Here is a 20324-nt window from a genome sequence, read left to right as displayed (position 1 = left end):
GTGTGGGCTGCATCACCTCGGACTGGGGCGGTGTGCCGTAGGTTGCGGCGACACGGCCGGTATCGTCACCGTTTCGGCGGTCCGAACGGCCGGGTACTTGCGCGATCGGTCCCGCCCGTGTGGACTACGGCCATTGCTTCGCGCACGCGCGTGGCTGAGACATTCACCAAGACATGATCAGGAGGCAACCCGTGAGCGCGACCGCGGACCACGCGGAGGAGCGGACGAACCCTGCCGTCAGGCTGGGGTTCCAGCCCGAGCAGGTGGTCCAGGAGATCGGCTACGACGACGACGTAGACCAGGAACTCCGCGAGGCCATTGAGGAAGTCATCGGCACAGACCTCGTGGATGAGGAATACGACGACGTCGCCGACGCCGTTGTGCTGTGGTTCCGCGACGAGGACGGCGACCTGACCGACGTACTGGTGGATGCCATCACGTACATCGAAGAGGGCGGTTCGATCCTGCTGCTGACGCCGAAGACCGGCCGGGACGGCTACGTGGAGCCGAGCGACATCTCTGAAGCCGCGACCACGGCAGGGCTGTCCGCGTCCAAGAGTGTCAGCGTCGGCAAGGACTGGAGCGGCAGCCGGCTGGTGACGCCGAAGGCCGCGAAGTCCAAGAAGTAGCCCGCAGCGCCGGACGGGCTGGTCAGCACTCGGCAGTGGCCGAGACCCCCAGCCCGTCCGAAGCCCCTCGGTGATCGCTGCGTAGGGTGGTTCTCACCCGAACAGCCCACGAAGGGACATCCGAGGCGATGGCGATCCAGGTCGGCGAGAAGGCCCCCGACTTCGAGCTCAAGGACAACCACGGCGCGACCGTGAAGCTGTCCGACTTCCGCGGCAGCAAGAACGTCGTACTGATCTTCTACCCCTTCGCCTTCACGGGCGTGTGCACCGGCGAGCTGTGCGAGCTGCGCGACCACCTGCCGCAGTTCTCCGACCGCGACACCCAGCTGCTCGCCGTCTCGAACGACTCCATCCACACCCTGCGCGTCTTCGCCGAGCAGGAGGGTCTGGAATACCCGCTGCTCAGCGACTTCTGGCCGCACGGCGAGGTCAGTCGCGCGTACGGCGTCTTCGCCGAGGACAAGGGCTGCGCGGTGCGCGGCACCTTCGTCATCGACAAGGAGGGCGTCGTGCGCTGGACCGTCGTCAACGCCCTGCCGGACGCGCGTGACCTGAACGAGTACGTCAAGGCGCTCGACACCCTGTGATTCTTCGGTTCCACGCCATGCGTGGTGCGGGAACCCGTCACTAGGATCGACTCGTTGATCCGACATCGAACGCACGGCGGGGCCTCCCAGCCCCCGGACACCAATGGAGGACTCGTGGGAGTCAGCCTCAGCAAGGGCGGCAACGTATCGCTGACCAAGGAGGCCCCGGGCCTGACCGCGGTCATCGTCGGTCTGGGGTGGGACATCCGCACCACCACCGGCACGGACTTCGACCTGGACGCCAGCGCGCTGCTGCTGGACGCGTCCGGCAAGGTCACCAGTGACGCCAACTTCATCTTCTTCAACAACCTCAAGAGCCCGGACGGCTCGGTCGAGCACACCGGCGACAACCTCACCGGTGAGGGCGAGGGCGACGACGAGCAGATCAAGGTCAACCTCGCCGCCGTCCCGGCCGACGTCGACAAGATCACCTTCCCGGTGTCGATCTATGACGCCGAGAACCGCCAGCAGTCCTTCGGCCAGGTGCGCAACGCGTTCATCCGCGTCGTGAACCAGGCCGGCGGCGCCGAGATCGCGCGGTACGACCTCTCCGAGGACGCCTCCACCGAGACCGCCATGGTCTTCGGCGAGCTCTACCGCAACGGCCCGGAGTGGAAGTTCCGTGCCATCGGCCAGGGCTACGCCTCGGGCCTGCGCGGCATCGCCCAGGACTTCGGCGTGAACGTCTGAGCCCACGGCAGGTCTCACCGTCCGGCGCCGCACGGTTTGCGTGCGGCGCCGGACGTGCAGGACAAGCAGAGAAGGACTGTCTCGGGGAGGGACCAGCATCATGGGCGTCACGCTCGCCAAGGGAGGCAATGTCTCCCTGTCCAAGGCCGCACCCAACCTCACCCAGGTGACGGTCGGGCTCGGCTGGGACGCGCGCTCCACCACCGGCGCGCCCTTCGATCTCGACGCCAGCGCGCTGATGTGCAACAACGGCCGGGTGCTGGGGGACGAGTGGTTCGTCTTCTACAACCAGCTCAAGAGCCCGGACGGCTCGGTCGAGCACACCGGCGACAACCTCACCGGTGAGGGCGAGGGCGACGACGAGTCGCTGCTGATCGACCTCTCCAAGGTGCCGCCGCAGTGCGACAAGATCGTCTTTCCCGTCTCCATCCACCAGGCCGACGAGCGCGGCCAGAGCTTCGGCCAGGTGAGCAACGCCTTCATCCGCGTGGTCAACCAGGCCGACGGCCAGGAACTCGCTCGCTACGACCTCAGCGAGGACGCCTCCACAGAGACCGCGATGATCTTCGGCGAGGTCTATCGCTACCAGGGGGAATGGAAGTTCAGGGCCGTGGGGCAGGGGTACGCGTCGGGGCTGCGGGGCATCGCTCTAGACTTCGGAGTCAATGTTTCGTAAAGCCGAGTACGGCGCGATAGAAATCCGTACTTACAGGATTGGGTAGCCAGTGGTTCTGAAAACCTTCGGCTGGTCGTTCGCGGTCACCGCGCTCGGCCTCGTCGCGGCGGTCTTCTACGGGGGGTGGACCGGCTTCGGTATCGTGGCGATCCTCTCCGTTCTCGAGATCTCGCTGTCCTTCGACAACGCAGTGGTCAACGCCGGAATCCTGAAGAAGATGTCTGCCTTCTGGCAGAAGATCTTCCTCACCGTCGGCGTGCTCATCGCCGTGTTCGGCATGCGACTGGTCTTCCCCGTCGTCATCGTCGCCGTCAGTGCCTCGATGGGTCCGATCGAGGCCGTCGACCTCGCCCTCACCGACAAGGACCGCTACGAGCAGCTGGTGACCGACGCTCACCCGTCGATCGCCGCCTTCGGTGGCATGTTCCTGCTGATGATCTTCCTCGACTTCATCTTCGAGGACCGGGACATCAAGTGGCTGGGCTGGCTCGAGCGGCCGCTCGCCAAGCTCGGCAAGGTCGACATGCTCTCGGTCTGCATCGCCCTGGTCGTGCTGCTGATCTCCGCGTTGACCTTCGCGACCCACGCCCACCAGCACGGCGGCACCCACGTCGACAAGGCGGAGACGGTCCTGCTCTCCGGTGTCGGCGGCCTCATCACCTACATGATCGTCGGCGGTCTCTCCGGCTTCTTCGAGGACAGGCTCGAAGAACAGGAGGAGCGCGAGCACGAGGAGGAGGAAGCCGCCGAACGCCAGGGCAAGCCCCGCTCGGCGGTCGTCATGGCCGGCAAGGCCGCGTTCTTCATGTTCCTCTACCTCGAGGTCCTGGACGCGTCCTTCTCCTTCGACGGCGTGATCGGCGCCTTCGCCATCACCAACGACATCGTCCTGATGGCGCTGGGCCTGGGCATCGGCGCGATGTACGTCCGGTCGCTGACCGTGTACCTCGTCCGCCAGGGCACCCTCGACGACTACGTCTACCTGGAGCACGGCGCGCACTACGCGATCGGTGCCCTCGCCGCGATCCTCCTGGTCACCATCCAGTACCAGATCAGCGAGCTCATCACCGGATTCATCGGTGTGTTCCTGATCGGCTGGTCCTTCTGGTCCTCCGTGCGCCGCAACAAGGCACTGGCAGCGGCCGAGGGAAAAGCGGGCTCGGACGACAAGACTGAGGTGTCGTCCGGGGTGTGACACCCCTCGGGGTGAGGAACGCTCTGTGCGGGGCGGCGTCGAGGCGAGTCCTCGGCGCCGCCCCGCCGGTCTTTGACGTGAAGGTGGGGCGGGAATGGGTTTCTTCGACGGGCTCCGGCGCGGGCAGGAGTCCGACTTCGACTCGGGCAACGCGGCGACCAACTCCATCGAGCTGACCAAACGGCACGCCCAGGTGTCGCTCACCAAGCAGGGCGCCGCCACCGGGCATCTGCGCATCAACCTGGCCTGGCGCATGCGGACGTCCGACTTCGGCGGCTCCCAGCGGGAGAGTCTGCTGCGGCACCCCTTCAGGGCGCTCAAGCCGCCGGAGGTCCTCGGGCACAGCCAGAGCATGGTCAACGTCGACCTCGACCTGGGGTGCCTGTACGAGCTCCAGGACGGCACCAAGGGCGTCGTGCAGCCGCTCGGGGGCTACCTCGGGGAGATCAACGGGGCGCCGTACGTGAAGCTCAGCGGGGACGACCGGTTCGGGTCGGCGTCCGGGGAGACGATCTACGTCAACCTCGACCATCGGGACGCGATCAAGCGGCTGCTGGTGTTCGTGTACATCTACGACCAGACGCCGGCGTTCGACCGTACGCACGCGATCGTCACGCTGTACCCCAGCAACGGGCCGCGGATCGAGATAGGCCTCGACGAGCGGCATCCCCAGGCTCGGTCATGCGCGGTGGTGATGATCGAGAACGTGAAGGGAGAGATGATCGTCCGGCGTGAGGTGAAGTTCGTCTACGGGTTCCAGGCGGAGCTGGACCGGTTGTACGGGTGGGGATTGCAGTGGGGGCGGGGCTACAAGGCGAAGGCTGAGCGGTGAGCGCTCGCCCACGTCACAGCCCCGCGCCCCTTCACCGTCCGATGAACTGAGGTCCCTGAGGAGGCAGCCGGAACTCCTGCGCCGGTGCCGCCGTCACCGGCTGCGGGTAGCCGTAGCCGCCCGGGGCTCCCGTCGTCGCCGCGGCCGGGGTCTGGGGGTAGCCGTACGCCGGCTGGACCGTGGGGGCGGGCTGCTGGGGGTAGCCGTAGTCCGGCTGGGCCGGGACCATCGTGGGCTGTTCCGGGGGGAGGGGCTGGGAGGTCTCCGGGGGCGACTGGGCCGCGGGCTCGTCCGGGGTCTGCTGCTCCTCCGACTCGTCCACCGCGATGCCGAAGTCGGTGGCGAGGCCCTGAAGGCCGTTGGAGTAGCCCTCGCCCAGGGCGCGGAACTTCCAGCCCTCGCCGCGGCGGTACAGCTCGCCGCAGATCAGGGCGGTCTCCTCGCCGGTCTCCGGCTTGATGTCGAAGTGCGCCAGCGGCTCGCCGTCGGCCACGGCGGCGTCGTACAGCAGGATGTGCAGCCCCTGGACGTGGTCGAAGGTGACGTCGTCCGCGGAGGCGACCAGCAGAATCCGGCTGACATCGGACTCGACACCGGCGAGATCTGTCTGGATCGTGTCCGTGGGCCCCTCGGCGACCCGCTTCTTGCCGAGCAACCAGACCTTTCCGGAGGGGTGGCGGGGCTGGTTGTAGAAGACGAAGTCCTCGTCGGATCGCACACGACCGTCGGGGCCGAGGAGCAGCGCCGAGGCGTCGACGACAGGGCTCCCCGGCACGGGCGCCCAGCGCAGCACGGCGCGTACCGTGGTGGCTTCGAGCGGGACGTTCGACCCCTTCAGCATCGCGTGCGTCATGCGGTCATCCTGCCCTCTCGGTCCTGCTCACGACAACGCGGGGTCGCAGATCCGTGTGTTTGGCTGTGCATGGGTGTGTGTGTCCGCGTTACCTGAAATTCATGCCCTGCGGGAACCCAGGACATGGATCCCTACGTACTATTACCGGCCACCTGTGGACAACCCGCAGGAGTCCATCAGCGTCCACGGGGGAGTTCTATGCGTCATTTCGGGCACATCGCCCCTGAGGTGCGGCAGCGCCTCTTCCACCTGGAGCCGTGCGAGTTCACCGCGGACTCCTCGGCCCGGCTGCTCGCCGTGGCCCTGGGCGCCACGCTCTACAGTCCGGCCACCCGGCCACGGCTCGCCGACGACATCGTCAAGCAGACCGGACGCGGTGTGGTCTCGATGGTGCTGTGCCTGGAGGACTCGATCGGCGACGAGGAGGTCGCGGACGCCGAGGAGAACCTCGTCCGGCAGTTCAAGGACCTCGCCGGCCGCGACGGCATGGACCTGCCGCTGCTGTTCATCCGGGTCCGCACGCCCGAGCAGATCCCCGACCTCGTGGAGCGTCTCGGTGCCGCCGCCCGGCTGCTGTCCGGGTTCGTGATGCCGAAGTTCACCGAGGAGCGCGGCATCCCCTTCCTGGAGGCGCTGGCGAGCGCCGAGACGTCGAGCGGGCGGCGGCTCTTCGCGATGCCCGTGCTGGAGTCGCCCGAGCTGCTGTACCGGGAGTCGCGGGTGGAGACCCTGGAGGGCATCTCCCGCGCGGTCGACAAGTACCGCGAGCGCGTCCTGGCGCTGCGCCTCGGCGTGACCGACTTCTGCTCCTCGTACGGCCTGCGCAGAGCGCCCGACATGACCGCCTACGACGTCCAGGTCGTCGCCTCCGTGATCGCCGACGTGGTGAACATGATGGGCCGGGCCGACGGCACCGGGTTCACGGTGACCGGGCCGGTGTGGGAGTACTTCCGCGTCCAGGAGCGCATGTTCAAGCCGCAGCTGCGCCGCAGCCCCTTCCTGGAGGGCAAGGCCGAGGAGCTGCGCGAGGCGCTCATCGAGCACGCCATGGACGGCCTGCTGCGCGAGATCACCCTCGACCAGGCCAACGGCCTGCAGGGCAAGACCTGCATCCACCCCTCCCACGTGCTGCCCGTGCACGCACTCTCCGTGGTCAGCCACGAGGAGTACAGCGACGCCCAGGACATCCTGCGGTCCGAGCGGGGCGGCGGCGGCGTGCTCAGGTCGGCGTACACGAACAAAATGAATGAAGTGAAGCCGCATCGCGCCTGGGCCGAGCGGACCCTGCTGCGCGCCGAGGTGTTCGGTGTGGCGAACGAGGACATCGGCTTCGTGGAGCTGCTCGCGGCCGGAATCCCCGATTGAGACCGCTGACCACCAAGGGACGTATGAACCACGCAGTGAACAAAGCCGTCTGGTCCGGCAGCTGGGTCGCGGAGCGACTCGGCGTCGAACTGGTGGGCGACGACGGGCTGACCGAGCTGCTGGGGCTGGCGCTGCGCCGCAACCCCAAGCGGGCGCACCTGCTGGTGTCGAACGTGCTCGGCAAGCACGTCCCGCAGTCGCCGTCCGTCGTCTACGGCCACGGCTTCGCCCTCGGCCGCCGGGTCCGCGACCTGCTCGGCGCCGACGAGGCCCGCCGGGCGGTCGTCCTCGGCTACGCGGAGACCGCCACCGGCCTCGGCCACTGTGTCGCCGACGGCGTGGGCCTCGCGCCCTACCTGCACTCCACCAGGCGCCCGGTCCCGGGCGTCGCCACGGCCGGCGGTTTCGAGGAGTCCCACTCGCACGCCACCTCCCACCTGCTGCTGCCGGAGGATCCTGCGCTGCTGGTCGGCGACGGGCCGCTGGTCCTGGTCGACGACGAGTTCTCCACCGGCAACACGATCCTCAACACCATCCGTGACCTGCACGAACGCTATCCGCGCGGACGGTATGTGGTGGTCGCCCTCGTCGACATGCGCTCGGCGGCCGACGCCGGCCGCCTGGACGAGTTCGCGCGGGAGATCGGCGCCCGGGTGGACCTGGTGGCGGCCGCCTCGGGGACCGTACGGCTGCCGGAGGGGGTGCTGGAGAAGGGGCAGGAGCTGGTGGCCCGGCACGAAGCCGCGGCCGTCCCCGCCCCGCCGTCGTACGGCCGGATCGCCCGCGTCGACCTGCGCTGGCCCCGCGGCCTGCCCGACGGCGGGCGGCACGGGTTCACGCCGCAGCACCGAATACGCCTGGAGAGGGCACTGCCCGCCATGGCCGCCCGGCTCGCCGAGGCGCTGCCCCCGAAGGCCCGGCGCGTGCTCGTCCTCGGCTTCGAGGAGCTGATGTACGCGCCGCTCAGGCTGGCCCGCGAGCTGGAGCAGCTCGTAGACACTGCCGACACCGCCGACACCGCCGACACCGCCGACACCGCCGGCGCCGAGGTGCGCTACTCCACCACCACCCGCTCACCCGTCCTCGCGGTCGACGACCCCGGTTACGCGATCCGCAGCCGTCTCGTCTTCCCCGCCCACGACGACCCGGCCGACGGCCCCGGCGAGCGGTACGCCTACAACGTGGCGGGCGGCGGCTTCGACGCCGTCATCGCCGTCGTCGACTCGGCCGCCGACACTCCCGAACTGCACGCGTCCGACGGCCTGTTGGCCCGGCTGGCCGCGCACACCCCGCACGTGGTCCTCGCGGTCGTACCGTCGTACGTCCCCGAGCCGCTGTACGTCCCCGAAAGGCCCGCAATGCTGCCCGAGCCCCTCCGCGGCCCCGCCTTCTCCTCGTACCCGCCCGAGGAGGTCGGCTGGCTGCTCCAGGACCTCTCGGACGTGACGCTGGAGGCGCCGACCGAGGAGCGCGAGGAGGCCATCCAGAGCGGCGGCGCGCACTACGCGGAGTCGCTGCCGGTGGAGTACCAGCCCAGCGAGCAGTACCAGGAGCTGTTCCACACGGCGCTGGAGGCGTCCGCGGGGCGGCTGGCGCTGGCGGTGGGCGCGGTCACCGAGCTCGTGCTCGCCGAGCGCTCTCCCCGGCCGGTGCTCGTCTCGCTGGCCCGTGCGGGCACGCCGATCGGTGTGCTGATGCGCCGCTGGGCCCAGTTCCGGCACGGTCTCGACCTGCCGCACTACGCCGTCTCCATCGTGCGCGGCCGCGGCATCGACGCCAACGCGCTGCGCTGGCTGGCCGCCCACCACGACCCGGCCGACGTCGTCTTCGTCGACGGCTGGACCGGCAAGGGCGCCATCACCCGCGAACTCGCCGACGCCGTCAAGGAGTTCGAGGCCAGGGGCGGTGCGGTGGGCTTCGACCCGGAGATCGCGGTGCTGGCCGACCCGGGCTCGTGCGTGCGGACGTACGGCACCCGCGAGGACTTCCTCATCCCGTCCGCGTGCCTCAACTCGACCGTCTCCGGCCTGATTTCGCGAACCGTCCTGCGCGCGGACCTGGTCGGCCCCAACGACTTCCACGGCGCCAAGTTCTACCGCGAACTCGCCGGCGCCGATGTGTCGGTGGCCTTCCTGGACGCGGTCGCCGCCCGCTTCCCCGAGGTCGGGGAAGCGGTGGACGCGCAGGCCAAGGAACTGCTGTCCGGCGACCGCGCCCCGACCTGGGAGGGCTGGGCGGCCGTCGAGCGCATCAGCGAGGAGTACGGCATCCACGACGTGAACCTCGTCAAGCCCGGCGTCGGCGAGACCACCCGGGTGCTGCTGCGCCGGGTGCCCTGGAAGATCCTCGCCCGGGCCGGGGCGGGCGCCGACCTCGACCATGTGCGTCTGCTGGCCGAACAGAGAGGTGTCCCGGTGGAAGAGGTCGCCGAACTCCCGTACACCTGCGTGGGGTTGATCCACCCCAAGTACACGCGGGGCGCCACGGGTGCCGACGGCAAGGCGGTGACGGTCTGATGCCGGTGCTGGTGGCGAGCGACCTCGACCGTACGCTCATCTACTCCGCCGCGGCCCTCGCGCTGACCATGCCGGACGCGCGGGCGCCCCGGCTGCTGTGCGTCGAGGTGCACGAGAGCAGGCCGCTGTCGTTCATGACGGAGACCTCGGCGGCCCTGCTCACCGAACTCGGCGACGCGGCGGTCTTCGTTCCGACGACGACCCGGACCCGCAAGCAGTACCAGCGCATCAACCTCCCCGGCCCCACGCCCACGTACGCGATCTGCGCGAACGGCGGGCACCTTCTGGTGGACGGCGTCTCCGACCCTGACTGGCACGCGCGCGTGACGGCCCGCCTCGCTGACGAGTGCGCCCCGCTGGACGAGGTCCGCGAGTACCTGATGACGACGGCCGACCCGCTCTGGGTGCGCAAGCACCGCGACGCCGAGGGCCTCTTCGCCTACCTGGTCGTCGAGCGCGAACTGCTCCCCGAGGAATGGGTGAAGGAACTCGCCGTCTGGGCGGAGAACCGCGGCTGGACGGTGTCCCTCCAGGGCCGCAAGATCTACGCCGTCCCGAAGCCGCTCACCAAGAGCGCGGCCATGCACGAGGTCGCCCGCCGCACCGGCGCCGAGCTCACCCTCGCCGCCGGCGACTCCCTCCTGGACGCCGACCTGCTCCTGGCGGCGGACCGGGGCTGGCGCCCGGGCCACGGCGAACTCGCCGACGCCGACTGGAGCGCCCCGACGATCAGCGCGCTGCCGGAGCGGGGCGTGCTGGCGGGGGAGCGGATCCTGCGGGAGTTCCTGCGGGGGGCGCGGCAAGCCTGACCCGTCAGCCGCAGCAGCCCCCGCCGCAGCAGCCGCCCCCGCCGCCACCGCCCGACCCGGGCGCGGGGGCGGGCGCGGAGGCCGAGCCGCCGACCGCCACGGTCGACAGGAGCTTGACCGTGTCGTCGTGGCCCGCGGGGCAGTCGGCGGGGGCGGAGGACTCCGCCATCGGACGGCTCAGTTCGAAGGTGTCGCCGCAGGTCCGGCAGCGGTACTCATAGCGAGGCATGCGCACAGGTTAACCGGCGTACGGTCGCCGTCGTAGGGGCACGTCAGTGCCCGGACCCGCGCTCCTCCCGGATCTGGTTCACGACCCGCGCCACCGACTGCCGTACCGCCTCCGTCTCGGTCAGGAAGTGCCAGTAGTCCGGATGGCGGCCCTCCAGCGTGCCGATCGCGCGCTCGAGGCGGGCGACCGCGTCGTCCAGGGGGCGGGCGTGATGCGGGTCGGGGGTGTGGCGGCCGGCCATGGCGAGGCGCTGGGCGTCGCGGATGGCGAAGCGGGTGCGGTCGATCTCCTGCTGCGGGTCCTTCTGCACGGCGTTCAGCCGGCGCAGCCGGTCCCCGGCGGCCGAGACGGACTCGTCGGTCGTGTTCAGCAGCGCCCGGACCGTCGACAGCAGGGCGGTCGCGTCGGGCCAGCGCTGCTCGTCGCGGGCGGCGCGGGCCTCGCGCAGCTTCAGCTCGGCCTGCGCCACGTTCTCCGCGGCCTGGTCCGGCACGTGCTGGAGGTCCTGCCAGCAGGCGGCCACGAAGCGGCGCCGCAGCTCGCTCAGGATCGGGTCGAGCTGCTCCGCGCGGGTGGTGAGGGCCTGGGCGCGGGTGCGCAGGGAGACCAGCCGGTGGTCGATCTCGGCGGCCCGCTCCGGCAGCCGCTCGGCCTCCACCCGGACCGACTCGGCCTCCCGCGCCACGCGCTCGGCGCGCTCCAGGGTCTGGGGGACGCCGTGCGCTCCCGCGCCCTGGTTCAGCTTGGTCAGCTCGGGCCCGAGGGCGGCGAGCCGGGCGGCCAGGTCGTCCGCCTTCAGCCCCGATCCCCGTACGGCGTCGAGCGCGTTGGACGCGGCCAGCAGGCCCTGCCGGGCCCGCTCGACGGCGGGGGCGAGGCGGGCCAGCTGGGTCTCGGCCTTGCCGATCAGCGGTTCGAGCCCGGCCGTGAACCGGTCCAGGTCCTGCTTGACCCGGCCCAGTTCGTCCTTGGCCCGGCCGAGCGCGGTGCGGGCCTGCGCGGCGGCCGAGGTCTCCAGGTCGTCCCGGTCGAGGTCGTGTGCGTCGACGGCGTTGATGTACTGGTGACTGGCCTCGTCGATGCGGTTGCTGATCGCCTGGAAGTCGGCGACCGCGCGCCGGGCGGCCGGGGAGTCGTCGACGGCCGTGATGGTCTCTATCGAGATCCGCAGGTCACGCTGGGCGGTGTCCAGCTCGTAGAACGCGGCCGCGGCGGCGTCCTTCGCGGCCTGCGCCTCGGCCCGCTGGCTCTCGGCGCGCCCGCCGAACCAGCGCCGGGTTCCGCTGCCGCCACCGCTCGCGAAGGCGGCGGGCAGGGCGATCGCGACGACGAGCGGCAGTCCGAGCAGGGTGAGGGTGTCCCGCAGCACGTGACGCACAGGGTGGTGTGCGCGCGGCACCAACGGCGAGTACGACTGCGAAGGTGTCGCCGTCACATCCCTCTCCCGTGCTGTGGTTCGTCCTTGCCCGCTGTCATTCTCCCACCGGTTAAGGACGAACACACGGGCCGGTCAGTTCGCCGTCCGGACCGTTACTTTGCCGTCGCCGGTCTGCGCGGACACCACATGCGAGCTGGAGTCGTCCCGAGGTACCGATATGTCCTCGGCTCCGTCGCCCGTCCTGGACGTCACCCGGTACGTGGCGTCGGGCAGCGCGATCGTCACGGACCCGTCGCCGGTGCGGGACTCCACCAGGTCGGGTACGGCGCCCAGTTCGAGGTGGACGGAGCCGTCACCGGTCCGGGCGCGTACCTCGCGCGAGGAGACCTCCGCGCGCACCGAGCCGTCGCCGGTACGCAGCTCCAGCGGGCCGCTGGAGTCGGTGACGCGCACGGAGCCGTCGCCGGTACGGATGTTCAGCGCGTCCTCGAAGCCCCGCGCGCGCACGCTGCCGTCCCCGTCCACGACGTTCACCGCGACCCCGCGCGGCACCTCGATCCGGTGCTTGGCCGCGCAGTCGGCGACCACGCCGGAGCACGTCAGCCGCAGCTTCAGCCGGTCGTCCTTCATGGACCAGGTCACCTTGGGGTCCTTGCCCATGGCGACCGTGCCCTGGAACCAGCGGGTGACGTCGACCGTGCCCGCCTTGTGCGCGTCGGCGGCGACGATCTCCAGCGCGGAGTCGTCGGAGTCGATCGTGAGCGTGTCGCCCCGCAGCGCGAAGGACCGCTGGTCGGGGTCCTTGTCGTCGCCGGCGGAGGCGCCACACGCGGTGGCACCGGCGACGAGGGCCGCGACGACACCGGCGACGGCGAGGGCACGGACGGGAACGGTACGGGCCATGACGGTCTCCCCCTGGGACGAGCGCCGAAGCCTGTGCTACGACGCTCTTCGACCGTACGGATCCCGGGCGGGCGGGGGCATCCGGGCCGCTCCCGGATTCCGGGTGGGGATAACCCCCGGAGACCCCCGGAGGTTCCACGGAGGTGGCCCTTACACACAGCTCGGCCGCACACAGCTCCGCGATACGGGTTTGCGGGGCAGTGCCCCGGGCAATGTAGGCTGTCGACTCGTCTCGGGTGCGTAGCTCAGGGGTAGAGCGCCTGCCTTACAAGCAGGATGTCGGCGGTTCGAAACCGTCCGCGCCCACCGACCGTTCAGGTCCGGCTCAGCAGAGCTTCGGCGGCCCCTCGGAGAGATCTCCGGGGGGCCGTTCTCATGAGCGGAGTCCACCTGGAGTCCGCCTCGCCGCCGCTCCGAGGGATGACGGGATGACGTACGAGGGCCTCGCCGCGGAGATGCCTGTGACGGGGCCCGCAGGGGTGCAGGGTCAGCAGGCGTCGTACTTCCAGTCGCCGCCCTCCCTCGCCCACGGCTGCGACTCCTGGTCGAACTTCGGCAGGCCCTCCACCTTGTAGGAGACGCGGGCCAGATCCCCGGACACCTCCGCCTGCACGTCCGTCGCCGGGTGCCCGTCGCCGTGGTCGGCCGCAGCCTGCTCGATCACAGCCGTATACGCCTCGGGCGTGATCTTGCCCTGGCAGCGCTCCGACAGGGCTTCGTACGCGGTGTCGTCGTCACCGTCGAAGTACGCCGTGGTGTAGTCCTCCACGGCCTGCTGGAGGGCGCCGTCGTCGCCCGGCGCGCTGCTCTCCTCGGCGGCCGGACTGCTCGCGCTGCTGCTGTCGGCAGCCGCGTCGTCGCCGTTGTCCTCGCTGGACGAGCAGGCGGTGAGCGCGGTGACGAGCAAGGCGGTGGCGGTGAGCGTGGTGGCGCGGGTGCGCATGTGTCCCCCCATGGACGGTGCGGTCTGAGGGGGCATGGTGCCACAGAGGTACGACAGACCCCGGCCGATCACGGCCGGGGTCTTCGTGGTTCAGGCTCCCTCTTTCTCCGGCTGCTCCGGAGTCTCGCGCGCGTGCTTCAGCTTCATGCGGGCGTCCACCCGTTCCGCCGCCGCGACCTCCGCCCAGAAGCGGTGGCAGCTCACGAAGACCGCGAGTTCGTGCTCCCGCCGGCGGAGCTTCTCCACCGCGGCCTGTTCGTCGGCTGTCCAACCGGGGGAGGCGGGGCGCTCCACCTTGCGCCAGCCGCCCGCGTCGCTGAAGCCGTCCAGAGGCTCGACCGACCAGGGAAGCCGCTTGAGCAGGGCCGACAGCTCGGCCCGGACCTGATGCAGCTCCTCCTGACCGGCGAGGAGGTCACTCGGAAAGTCATAGGTCGTAGCCACGGCACAATGCTACGCCTGTTCGAATTTGGGTGGCGAGTTCCTTCGCGTGGTTCATGCGAACGGGTGTGCCGGAGTGCGTATGCCGTTCGGTGGTCGGCGTGGGCGGCGGACCCGGTAGGGCTCAGGCCGTGGGCAGGGCGGCCAGCCAGGCGGTCAGGAGGCGGTTGACCTCGTCCGGGCGCTCCTGCTGGATCCAGTGGCCGCAGCCTTCGAGGAGGTGGGAGGAGCGCAGGCCGGGGAGGGTGACGGGAAAGGCCTCGATCGCGTCCGACAGCCAGGTCGTCGAGGCGTCCAGGGTGCCGCCGAGGAAGAGCGACGGCTGGGGGATCGGGGCGCCGGTGAGGTCGGCGAGGTCCTTCCAGTCCTCGTCCATCGCGCGGCAGCGGTTCAGGGCGCCGGTCAGGCCGGTGCGCTCGAACTCGCCCGCGTAGACGTCGAGTTCCGCCTCGCCGAGCCAAGCGGGCAGACGGTCGGCCGGGAAACGGTCACGGAGGGTGTTGCCGGGGCTCACGAAGTGCGGGTCGGGGGCGCCGGGTCCGGGCATGGTGTCCGCGGAGAGCGCGGCGTAGAAACCGGCGAGCCAGCCGCGTACGTCCGGTTCGATCTCGCGCTCGGCCCGGCCCGGTTCCTGGAAGTAGGAGACGTAGAACTCCTCCTTCCCGCCGCCCAGTTGCGCGAAGATCTCGCTCGGCCGCGGGCCGCCGGGCGGGGTGTACGGCACGCTCAGCAGGCCCACCGCGTGGAAGACGTCGGGCCGCAGCAGGGCGGAGTGCGCGGCGATGGTCGCGCCCCAGTCGTGTCCGACGACCACCGCGGACCGCTCGCCGAGCGCCTCGACCACGGCCGCGTTGTCCGCCACCAGGTCGCGCATCCGGTACGCCGCCACCGCGTCCGGCCGCGAGGAGCGCCCGTATCCGCGCACGTCCACGGCGACCGCCCGGTATCCGGCGGCGGCCAGGGCCGGCAGCTGGTGACGCCAGGAGTACCAGGACTCCGGGAAGCCGTGCAGCAGCAGGACCAGCGGTCCCTCGCCGAGTTCCGCGGCGTGGACGCGGCCGGCGGGGGCGGGGAGGAGGCGGTGGGTGACGTCTTCGAGCTGGGGGGCCGGATGGGGCATGAGTCCTCCGTACGTGCGTCGGGTGCAGCGGCACGCACACGGGCGGCGGCGCTGCGGCTCGTACGTCGATCCTGCGGTTCGGCGGCGGCCGGGCGCGACGGTTGTTGCCGGTTCGGCAAATCGGTACCAGGTGGGGAGGAGGCGTTCACCGGGGCGGCGCGAACCCGGCGCCCCGGTGTCGCTCAGCCATCCCCATCCGGCCGCGGCCCTGGGAGGACCCCGCGTCAGTACCCGGCGTCCCTCAACTCCCCTACCAGACGGGCCGTTACGGGCATCTCCACCCCGTGACGCTCGGCCGCGCGCAGCAACGCCCCGCCGATCGCGTCCAGTTCGAGCGGGCGGCCCGCCTCGGCGTCGCGCTGCATCGACGACTTCATCCCGTGCGGGAAGCTGTCGTAGCGGGCGAGTGCCTGGGCGGGGTCCGCCGGGCCGCCGCAGGCGGCGCTGACCTTGGCGGTCTCCTCCACCAGGGCCGTCAACTCCTCGCGGTACTTGGTGCGGACGTCGCCGAGGGAGAGTCCGTGGCGGGTCGTCAGGAGCGCGAAGGGGGCCAGGAACGACATCTTCGCCCAGAGCGCCGCCGACTCGTCCGGCAGCACGCGGGTGGTCGGGCCGGCGGCCGTGAGGGCCTCCGCCAGCGCGTCGAGGCGTTCGCGGGGGACGCCTTCGCCGGTGAGGTCGAGCTCGGCGAAGGGGCTGCCGTGCTCGATCACGCCCGGCGCCACGCGGGTCGACTCCACGCGGATGACGGCGGGGGCGACGCGGTCGGGGCGGTAGCGGGTGCGGAGGGCCGCGGAGTGTTCGACGCCGTTCAGGAGCGGTACGACCAGACCGTCGCCGAGCGTCGCGGGCGGGACGCGGTCGAGGGCGGCGTCGAGGGTCGTGTGCTTGACCGCGACGAGGCAGGCGTCGACCGGTTCGCGCAGGGTCGTGTCCGCCTCGACGTGGGCCGTGAAGTCGCCGAACGTCTCGCTGTGGACGCGGATTCCGGCCGTACGGAGGGTGTCCGCCGTCTCGTCGCCGGCCAGGCAGATCACGCGGTGGCCGGCGCGGGACAGGAGGGCGGCGAGCAGGCCGCCGGTGCCGCCGGGGCCCAGGACGGCCACGGTCAGTTCTTCGTACGCCATGATGCGGGGTTCCTCTCCTCGGTCGACCCCGGGACGGTGGCCGCCTCGGAACGATCATCGCAGGCGGCGCTGTCGCGGTGGCCTGGTTGGTGGAATCCGGCGGAGGCCCGGCGATATTCCCCGGCGGGGGCGAGACTGGAGGCATGTGCCGCAGCATCAAGACGCTTCGTCCGCCCGTACTGCCCGAGGAGGCGACCGAGGAGGAGATCCGGGCCGCCGCCCTGCAGTACGTCCGCAAGGTCTCCGGGTTCCGCGCGCCCGCCGCGCACAACCAGGAGGTGTTCGACCGGGCCGTGGAGGTGATCGCCGAGGCCACGGCGGAGTTGTTGGCCGGGTTGGAGGTACGGGGGTCCGCTGCGCAGAGGGCGGGGTAGAGCGGGCCGGGGTTTGGTGGGTGGGCCGGCGTTGCTGCCGGGATGTTTGCCGTGCGGGTCGGCGTTGCTGCCCGGGGGTGGGTCGCGCGGCCCGGCGCTGCGGGGTGCCGCTGCGCCCACCCGTGCCGCCCCAGCGGCACGACTGCCCGCAGCTGCGGTGCGAAGCGTGCCTGGGGTGCTGCCTGTGTCGGCCCTGCGGCATGACTGCCCGCAGTTGCGGTGTCCGGGGCGCCGGGCTTCCGGTGCAGTGCCCGTCGTTACGGTGCCTCCGCCGGCTCCGGGCGGCGGCGCATGACGAAGGCCGCGCCTGCGCCCGCTCCGAACAGGGCCAGTAGCGACACCCCCGTCGCCAGCCAGGTCGTGCCCAGCCACTGGGCGCCGTAGTAGCCGAGGGCGACGCTGTAGGCGGCCCAGGAGAGGCCGCCGAGGGCGGACCAGGGGAGGAAGTCGCGGGCGCGGCGGTGGGCGGCGCCGGCGCCGAGGGAGACGACGGAGCGGCCGGCCGGGGCGAAGCGGGCGAGGACGACCAGGGTGCCGCCGCCGCTGGCGAGGGCCGAGCCGAGACGTTCCTGCGCGACCGTCAGCCGACGGGAGCGGGCGATGGCGCGGTCCAGGCGGGCCCCGCCGCGCCAGGCCAGGCGGTAGGCCACCAGGTCGCCCAGTACGGACGCGGTCGTGGCGCAGAGGATGAGGGCGAGGATGTCGGGCACCTCGTGCGCAGCGACCTGGCCGGTCGCCGCGCCGGCGGCGGCCGTGGCGGCCGTGATGACGAGGACGCCGCTCGGCAGGACCGGCAGGAACACGTCCAGGACGACGGACGCGGCGATCACCGCGTAGATCCATGGGCCGCCGGTCAGCAGCCCCACACTCTCCATGCTTTCCAGCACCCGAACTCCCCGTGATCCCCCGTGTTAACAGCCATACAGCGTACGCCCGGGGTCTGGCAGGACATTCACCGGGGGCTCGTGTGTTCGGCACGACATGTTCACCCGGCTGCCCCTCTCGCGGGAACGGCGCCCGCCCCGCGTGAGCCGCGGGAACGGGCGCCGTCGTGCATGCAACGCAGTTGCCGAGGATCAGGCCGCCACCGGCGTGTGCTCGGTGGCCGGCTTCTGCGCCGCCGTGGAGCGCTTGGCGAACAGCCGGTCCAGGCCGAAGGCGCCGGAGCCGGTGAAGACCAGCAGGAAGAAGGCCCAGCAGAACATCGCCGCACCCTCGCCGCTGTTCTCCATCGGCCACAGGGCGTTGGGCTGGTGGACCTTGAAGTACGCGTACGCCATCGCGCCCGAGGAGATGAACGCGGCGGCGCGTGTGCCGAGGCCGATCAGTACGAGCGAGCCGCCGACCAACTCGATCACGGCCGCGTACCAGTTGGGCCAGGCGCCGGTCTCGACCGTGCCGCCGCTGCCGTCGGTGCCGCCGAGGACGCCGAAGAGCGAGGAGGCGCCGTGGCAGGCGAAGAGCAGGCCGACGACGATGCGGAAGAGGCCGAGGGCGTACGGCTGGGCGCTGTTGAGCCGTGCCGTCATGTGGGGGTACTCCTTCGGTCGGGCCGGTCCGTGGGGAGAGGACCGGTCTGGGGGACGGAACCGAGTGAGTGACCCAGGTTAGGTCGGCCTAATCGATGGTTGCAAGTTCAACATTTGGCCATCGGTTTGCCTCTGCTTTCCCTTCCGTCTCGGCCGAGGCCGCACGTAGGGCCGCTCTCGCCACCGCGTCCGCGTCCGAAAGCGTGACCGAATCCACACCAGGACGGGCGCCCGCCGCGGTCACCCAGTGCACGCCCTCCGTGGGTACCCCGAAGGCCAGCCGCCGTGCGTGCGCCCGGCCCTGGCGGTCCAGCAGACGGTACGGCCGCGGTGTCACGTCCAACCCCCCGGTCTCGTAACCGTCCACGGTGTGGGGCCGGCACTGTCCGGTCTTCAGCAGCCGGGCCAGCAGCTCGTCGGCCGTGCGTCGCAGATCCGGTTCCGGCAGCCGCGCCTCTATGAGCGTGGTGACGCGTACGGCGGACCCCGGCACCTCCGGGGAGTGCGCCACCCACGCCCCGTCCTCCTCGCGGACCTCAAGGTGCGGCCCGAGCACCTCCACCACGCCCGCCTCCACCAGCGCGACCAGTTCCTCGATGCGGCGCCGGGGCGGGCCGATGGACAGGAAGGCGTTGAGCGGGGTGTACCAGCGGTCCAGGTGGTCCCGGCGGGAGGCGCCCGCGAGCCCGCCGTGGTCGACGATCTGCCGCAGCTCGTTGCGCAGGTCGCGCAGCACGTCCTGGGCGGCCTTCAGCGGGCCGGCGACATTGCCGAGGGCGGCCTGGGCGGCGTCCTCGCGGAGGTGTGCGAGCAGCCAGTCCCGCCAGGCACCGGGGCCGGCGAAGGCGCGTCCCGCGTACGGGCGGGACATCCGGTCCCAGGACCAGCGGTCGGCCGGCGCCACCCCGAACTCCTCGAGTACGGCGGCCTCTTGGGGACTGCCGTGCGCGGTGGCCAGGAAACGGTCCCGGAAGTCCGAGGCCGCGTACCCCGTGGCGGCGAACTCCGTGATGCCGAACTCCATGGCCCCGACCAGCGCTTCGTAGTAGACCGTCTCCACCTCCTTCGCCACCAGCGGCCATATCTCGGCGAGGAAGTCCGGCGCCTCGCCGGAGTCGGCGCGCTTGCGCAACCCGGCGATCACCTCGTCGGTGAGGACCAGCGGGCGATGACGGCCGTAGGGGCCCTTCGCGTTGTCGCCCCGGGCCTGGTACGGGATGCCGCGCCGCGAACCGGCGTACAGGCGCGGCTCGCGGCCGGAGGGCAGGTACCGCAGTCCGTGCGGACCGGGTACGAAGCGGCCGCCGCGGCCGGTCGTCAACAGGGCCGTGTGGTCGAAGAAGTTGAGGCCCAGACCGCGCAACAGCACCGGTTCGCCGGGGGAGACGGGCGCGAGGTCGACGTCGGCCGGGTTGGCGGGCGGTATGTGGCACAGGCCGTGCTGCTCGGCGTAGGCCGCCGGCCGCCGTACGGCGGTGTCCGCGGCCACCGGCAGATGGCCCTGGGCCAGGACGACGGCGGACAGGCCGGACAGGGCGCGGCCGTCGTCGAGGGTGAGGGTCTGGAGGCCGTCGGGGGCGTCGTCGAGGCGTACCGCGCGGGCCGCGTGCGTCTCGACCCGTACCCCGGGCGGTGCCTCGCGCACCGTCCGTGCGAACACCCACTCCAGGTAACGCCCGTACTGGGCCCGGGTCGGATACGCGTCGGGCCCGAGCGTGCCGCCCGCCCACTCGTGCAGGCTCGGGCCCGGCCGGATCGGTCCCGAGCAGTCCACGCTCTCGTCGGTGAACAGGGTCACCTGCGAGGCCACCGTGTTCATCAGCAGCTCGGGCGACTGCGCGGTCCGCCAGACGCGGCCCGGGCCGGGCGGCGCCGGGTCGACGACGTGCACCGTCAGCCGGGCGCCGGGGGGGAGGAGTTCCGGCGCCGAGGCGCAGAGGCGTTCCAGGACGCTGGTGCCGCGCGGTCCGGCGCCGACCAGGGCGACGGAGACGGGCACGTGGTCCTCGGTCGGTGCGGGCAAGAGGGGGACTCCCGGGCGTGTGGGGCGCGTCGAGGCGACCACTGGAAGCGGACGGTCCGCCTCATCATGCCGTCGGGAGCCGAGCGAGCCGAGACCAGGGTGCAC

The 20324-nt window shown here is 71.4% G+C and carries 21 protein-coding genes and 1 tRNA gene; 11 read left to right on the top strand and 11 right to left on the bottom strand.

The genetic code is table 11. From position 1 onward, the window contains the following. Nucleotides 1–191: 191 nt before the first annotated feature. From QFZ76_RS16855 to QFZ76_RS16830, 6 genes are all read left to right on the top strand, one after another. Entirely contained in the window at nt 192–629 is a 438-nt protein-coding gene (locus tag QFZ76_RS16855; protein WP_217240558.1) for a DUF3052 domain-containing protein, read from the top strand. Nucleotides 630–757: 128 nt separating this feature from the next. Continuing rightward, nucleotides 758–1216, top strand: coding sequence for a peroxiredoxin (locus tag QFZ76_RS16850; protein ID WP_307674514.1), 459 nt, complete (start codon nt 758–760; stop codon nt 1214–1216). Nucleotides 1217–1330: 114 nt separating this feature from the next. Beyond that, complete coding sequence (locus QFZ76_RS16845) at nt 1331–1906, top strand: TerD family protein (RefSeq protein WP_307674513.1); 576 nt, start codon at nt 1331–1333, stop codon at nt 1904–1906. 100 nt (nt 1907–2006) lie between these two features. Next, nucleotides 2007–2582, top strand: a complete 576-nt coding sequence (locus QFZ76_RS16840; RefSeq protein ID WP_266440081.1) for a TerD family protein — start codon at nt 2007–2009, stop codon at nt 2580–2582. Between the two features lie 49 nt (nt 2583–2631). Next, nucleotides 2632–3777: a DUF475 domain-containing protein gene (locus QFZ76_RS16835; protein ID WP_307674512.1), complete on the top strand. Its 1146-nt coding sequence runs from the start codon at nt 2632–2634 to the stop codon at nt 3775–3777. A 94-nt stretch (nt 3778–3871) separates the two neighbouring features. Next, nucleotides 3872–4609, top strand: a complete 738-nt coding sequence (locus QFZ76_RS16830; protein ID WP_307674511.1) for a Tellurium resistance — start codon at nt 3872–3874, stop codon at nt 4607–4609. 31 nt (nt 4610–4640) lie between these two features. On the opposite strand, the gene QFZ76_RS16825 is transcribed toward QFZ76_RS16830, so the two are convergent. Then, nucleotides 4641–5462, bottom strand: coding sequence for a TerD family protein (locus tag QFZ76_RS16825; RefSeq protein ID WP_307674510.1), 822 nt, complete (start codon nt 5460–5462; stop codon nt 4641–4643). 198 nt (nt 5463–5660) lie between these two features. Here QFZ76_RS16825 and QFZ76_RS16820 point away from each other — a divergent pair, with 198 nt between their 5' ends. From QFZ76_RS16820 to QFZ76_RS16810, 3 genes are read left to right on the top strand one after another with little or no spacing between them, the layout of a single operon-like run. Continuing rightward, a complete protein-coding gene (locus tag QFZ76_RS16820) occupies nt 5661–6827 on the top strand; it encodes an HpcH/HpaI aldolase/citrate lyase family protein (protein WP_307674509.1) in 1167 nt (388 codons plus the stop codon). A gap of 23 nt (nt 6828–6850) precedes the next feature. Next, nucleotides 6851–9343 (top strand): phosphoribosyltransferase, encoded by a 2493-nt coding sequence (locus QFZ76_RS16815; protein ID WP_307674508.1) that lies wholly within the window; start codon nt 6851–6853, stop codon nt 9341–9343. After that, nucleotides 9343–10152 (top strand): HAD family hydrolase, encoded by an 810-nt coding sequence (locus tag QFZ76_RS16810; RefSeq protein ID WP_307674507.1) that lies wholly within the window; start codon nt 9343–9345, stop codon nt 10150–10152. Before QFZ76_RS16815 ends, QFZ76_RS16810 begins: the two co-directional genes overlap by 1 nt. Nucleotides 10153–10156: 4 nt before the next feature. On the opposite strand, the gene QFZ76_RS16805 is transcribed toward QFZ76_RS16810, so the two are convergent. From QFZ76_RS16805 to QFZ76_RS16795, 3 genes are all read right to left on the bottom strand, one after another. Then, a complete protein-coding gene (locus QFZ76_RS16805) occupies nt 10157–10381 on the bottom strand; it encodes a zinc ribbon domain-containing protein (RefSeq protein WP_266440093.1) in 225 nt (74 codons plus the stop codon). 43 nt (nt 10382–10424) lie between these two features. Further along, nucleotides 10425–11816: a hypothetical protein gene (locus QFZ76_RS16800; RefSeq protein ID WP_307674506.1), complete on the bottom strand. Its 1392-nt coding sequence runs from the start codon at nt 11814–11816 to the stop codon at nt 10425–10427. Between the two features lie 75 nt (nt 11817–11891). Beyond that, nucleotides 11892–12662: a DUF4097 family beta strand repeat-containing protein gene (locus tag QFZ76_RS16795; protein ID WP_307674505.1), complete on the bottom strand. Its 771-nt coding sequence runs from the start codon at nt 12660–12662 to the stop codon at nt 11892–11894. A 234-nt stretch (nt 12663–12896) separates the two neighbouring features. Here QFZ76_RS16795 and QFZ76_RS16790 point away from each other — a divergent pair. Next, nucleotides 12897–12968 (top strand) — tRNA-Val (locus QFZ76_RS16790). Nucleotides 12969–13149: 181 nt separating this feature from the next. On the opposite strand, the gene QFZ76_RS16785 is transcribed toward QFZ76_RS16790, so the two are convergent. The 4 genes from QFZ76_RS16785 to QFZ76_RS16770 form a co-directional block, all read right to left on the bottom strand. Then, the gene (locus QFZ76_RS16785; RefSeq protein ID WP_307674504.1) at nt 13150–13605 is read right to left on the bottom strand and encodes a hypothetical protein; all 456 of its coding nucleotides are present in this window, start codon (nt 13603–13605) and stop codon (nt 13150–13152) included. Nucleotides 13606–13695: 90 nt separating this feature from the next. After that, complete coding sequence (locus QFZ76_RS16780; protein WP_307674503.1) at nt 13696–14049, bottom strand: hypothetical protein; 354 nt, start codon at nt 14047–14049, stop codon at nt 13696–13698. Between the two features lie 121 nt (nt 14050–14170). After that, a complete protein-coding gene (locus tag QFZ76_RS16775; RefSeq protein ID WP_307674502.1) occupies nt 14171–15166 on the bottom strand; it encodes an alpha/beta fold hydrolase in 996 nt (331 codons plus the stop codon). A gap of 224 nt (nt 15167–15390) precedes the next feature. Further along, a complete protein-coding gene (locus QFZ76_RS16770) occupies nt 15391–16293 on the bottom strand; it encodes a ketopantoate reductase family protein (protein ID WP_307674501.1) in 903 nt (300 codons plus the stop codon). Nucleotides 16294–16436: 143 nt separating this feature from the next. Between QFZ76_RS16770 and QFZ76_RS16765 the strand changes: the two genes are divergently transcribed. After that, nucleotides 16437–16667, top strand: coding sequence for a DUF2277 domain-containing protein (locus tag QFZ76_RS16765; RefSeq protein WP_266440102.1), 231 nt, complete (start codon nt 16437–16439; stop codon nt 16665–16667). Nucleotides 16668–16924: 257 nt separating this feature from the next. Here QFZ76_RS16765 and QFZ76_RS16760 read toward each other — a convergent pair whose 3' ends face one another. The 3 genes from QFZ76_RS16760 to QFZ76_RS16750 form a co-directional block, all read right to left on the bottom strand. Further along, on the bottom strand, nt 16925–17542 hold the full coding sequence (locus QFZ76_RS16760) for a DedA family protein (protein WP_307680030.1): 618 nt from the start codon (nt 17540–17542) through the stop codon (nt 16925–16927). A 201-nt stretch (nt 17543–17743) separates the two neighbouring features. Continuing rightward, entirely contained in the window at nt 17744–18196 is a 453-nt protein-coding gene (locus tag QFZ76_RS16755; RefSeq protein ID WP_307674500.1) for a DoxX family protein, read from the bottom strand. An 88-nt stretch (nt 18197–18284) separates the two neighbouring features. After that, entirely contained in the window at nt 18285–20219 is a 1935-nt protein-coding gene (locus tag QFZ76_RS16750) for an FAD/NAD(P)-binding domain-containing protein (RefSeq protein ID WP_307674499.1), read from the bottom strand. Between the last annotated feature and the right edge of the window lie 105 nt (nt 20220–20324).

It is taken from the genome of Streptomyces sp. V4I2, from assembly GCF_030817655.1.
GTDB lineage: Bacteria > Actinomycetota > Actinomycetes > Streptomycetales > Streptomycetaceae > Streptomyces > Streptomyces plumbiresistens.
The sequence above is the reverse complement of the archived record's forward strand: the minus strand, read 5'-3'. Positions and strand labels throughout refer to the sequence as shown.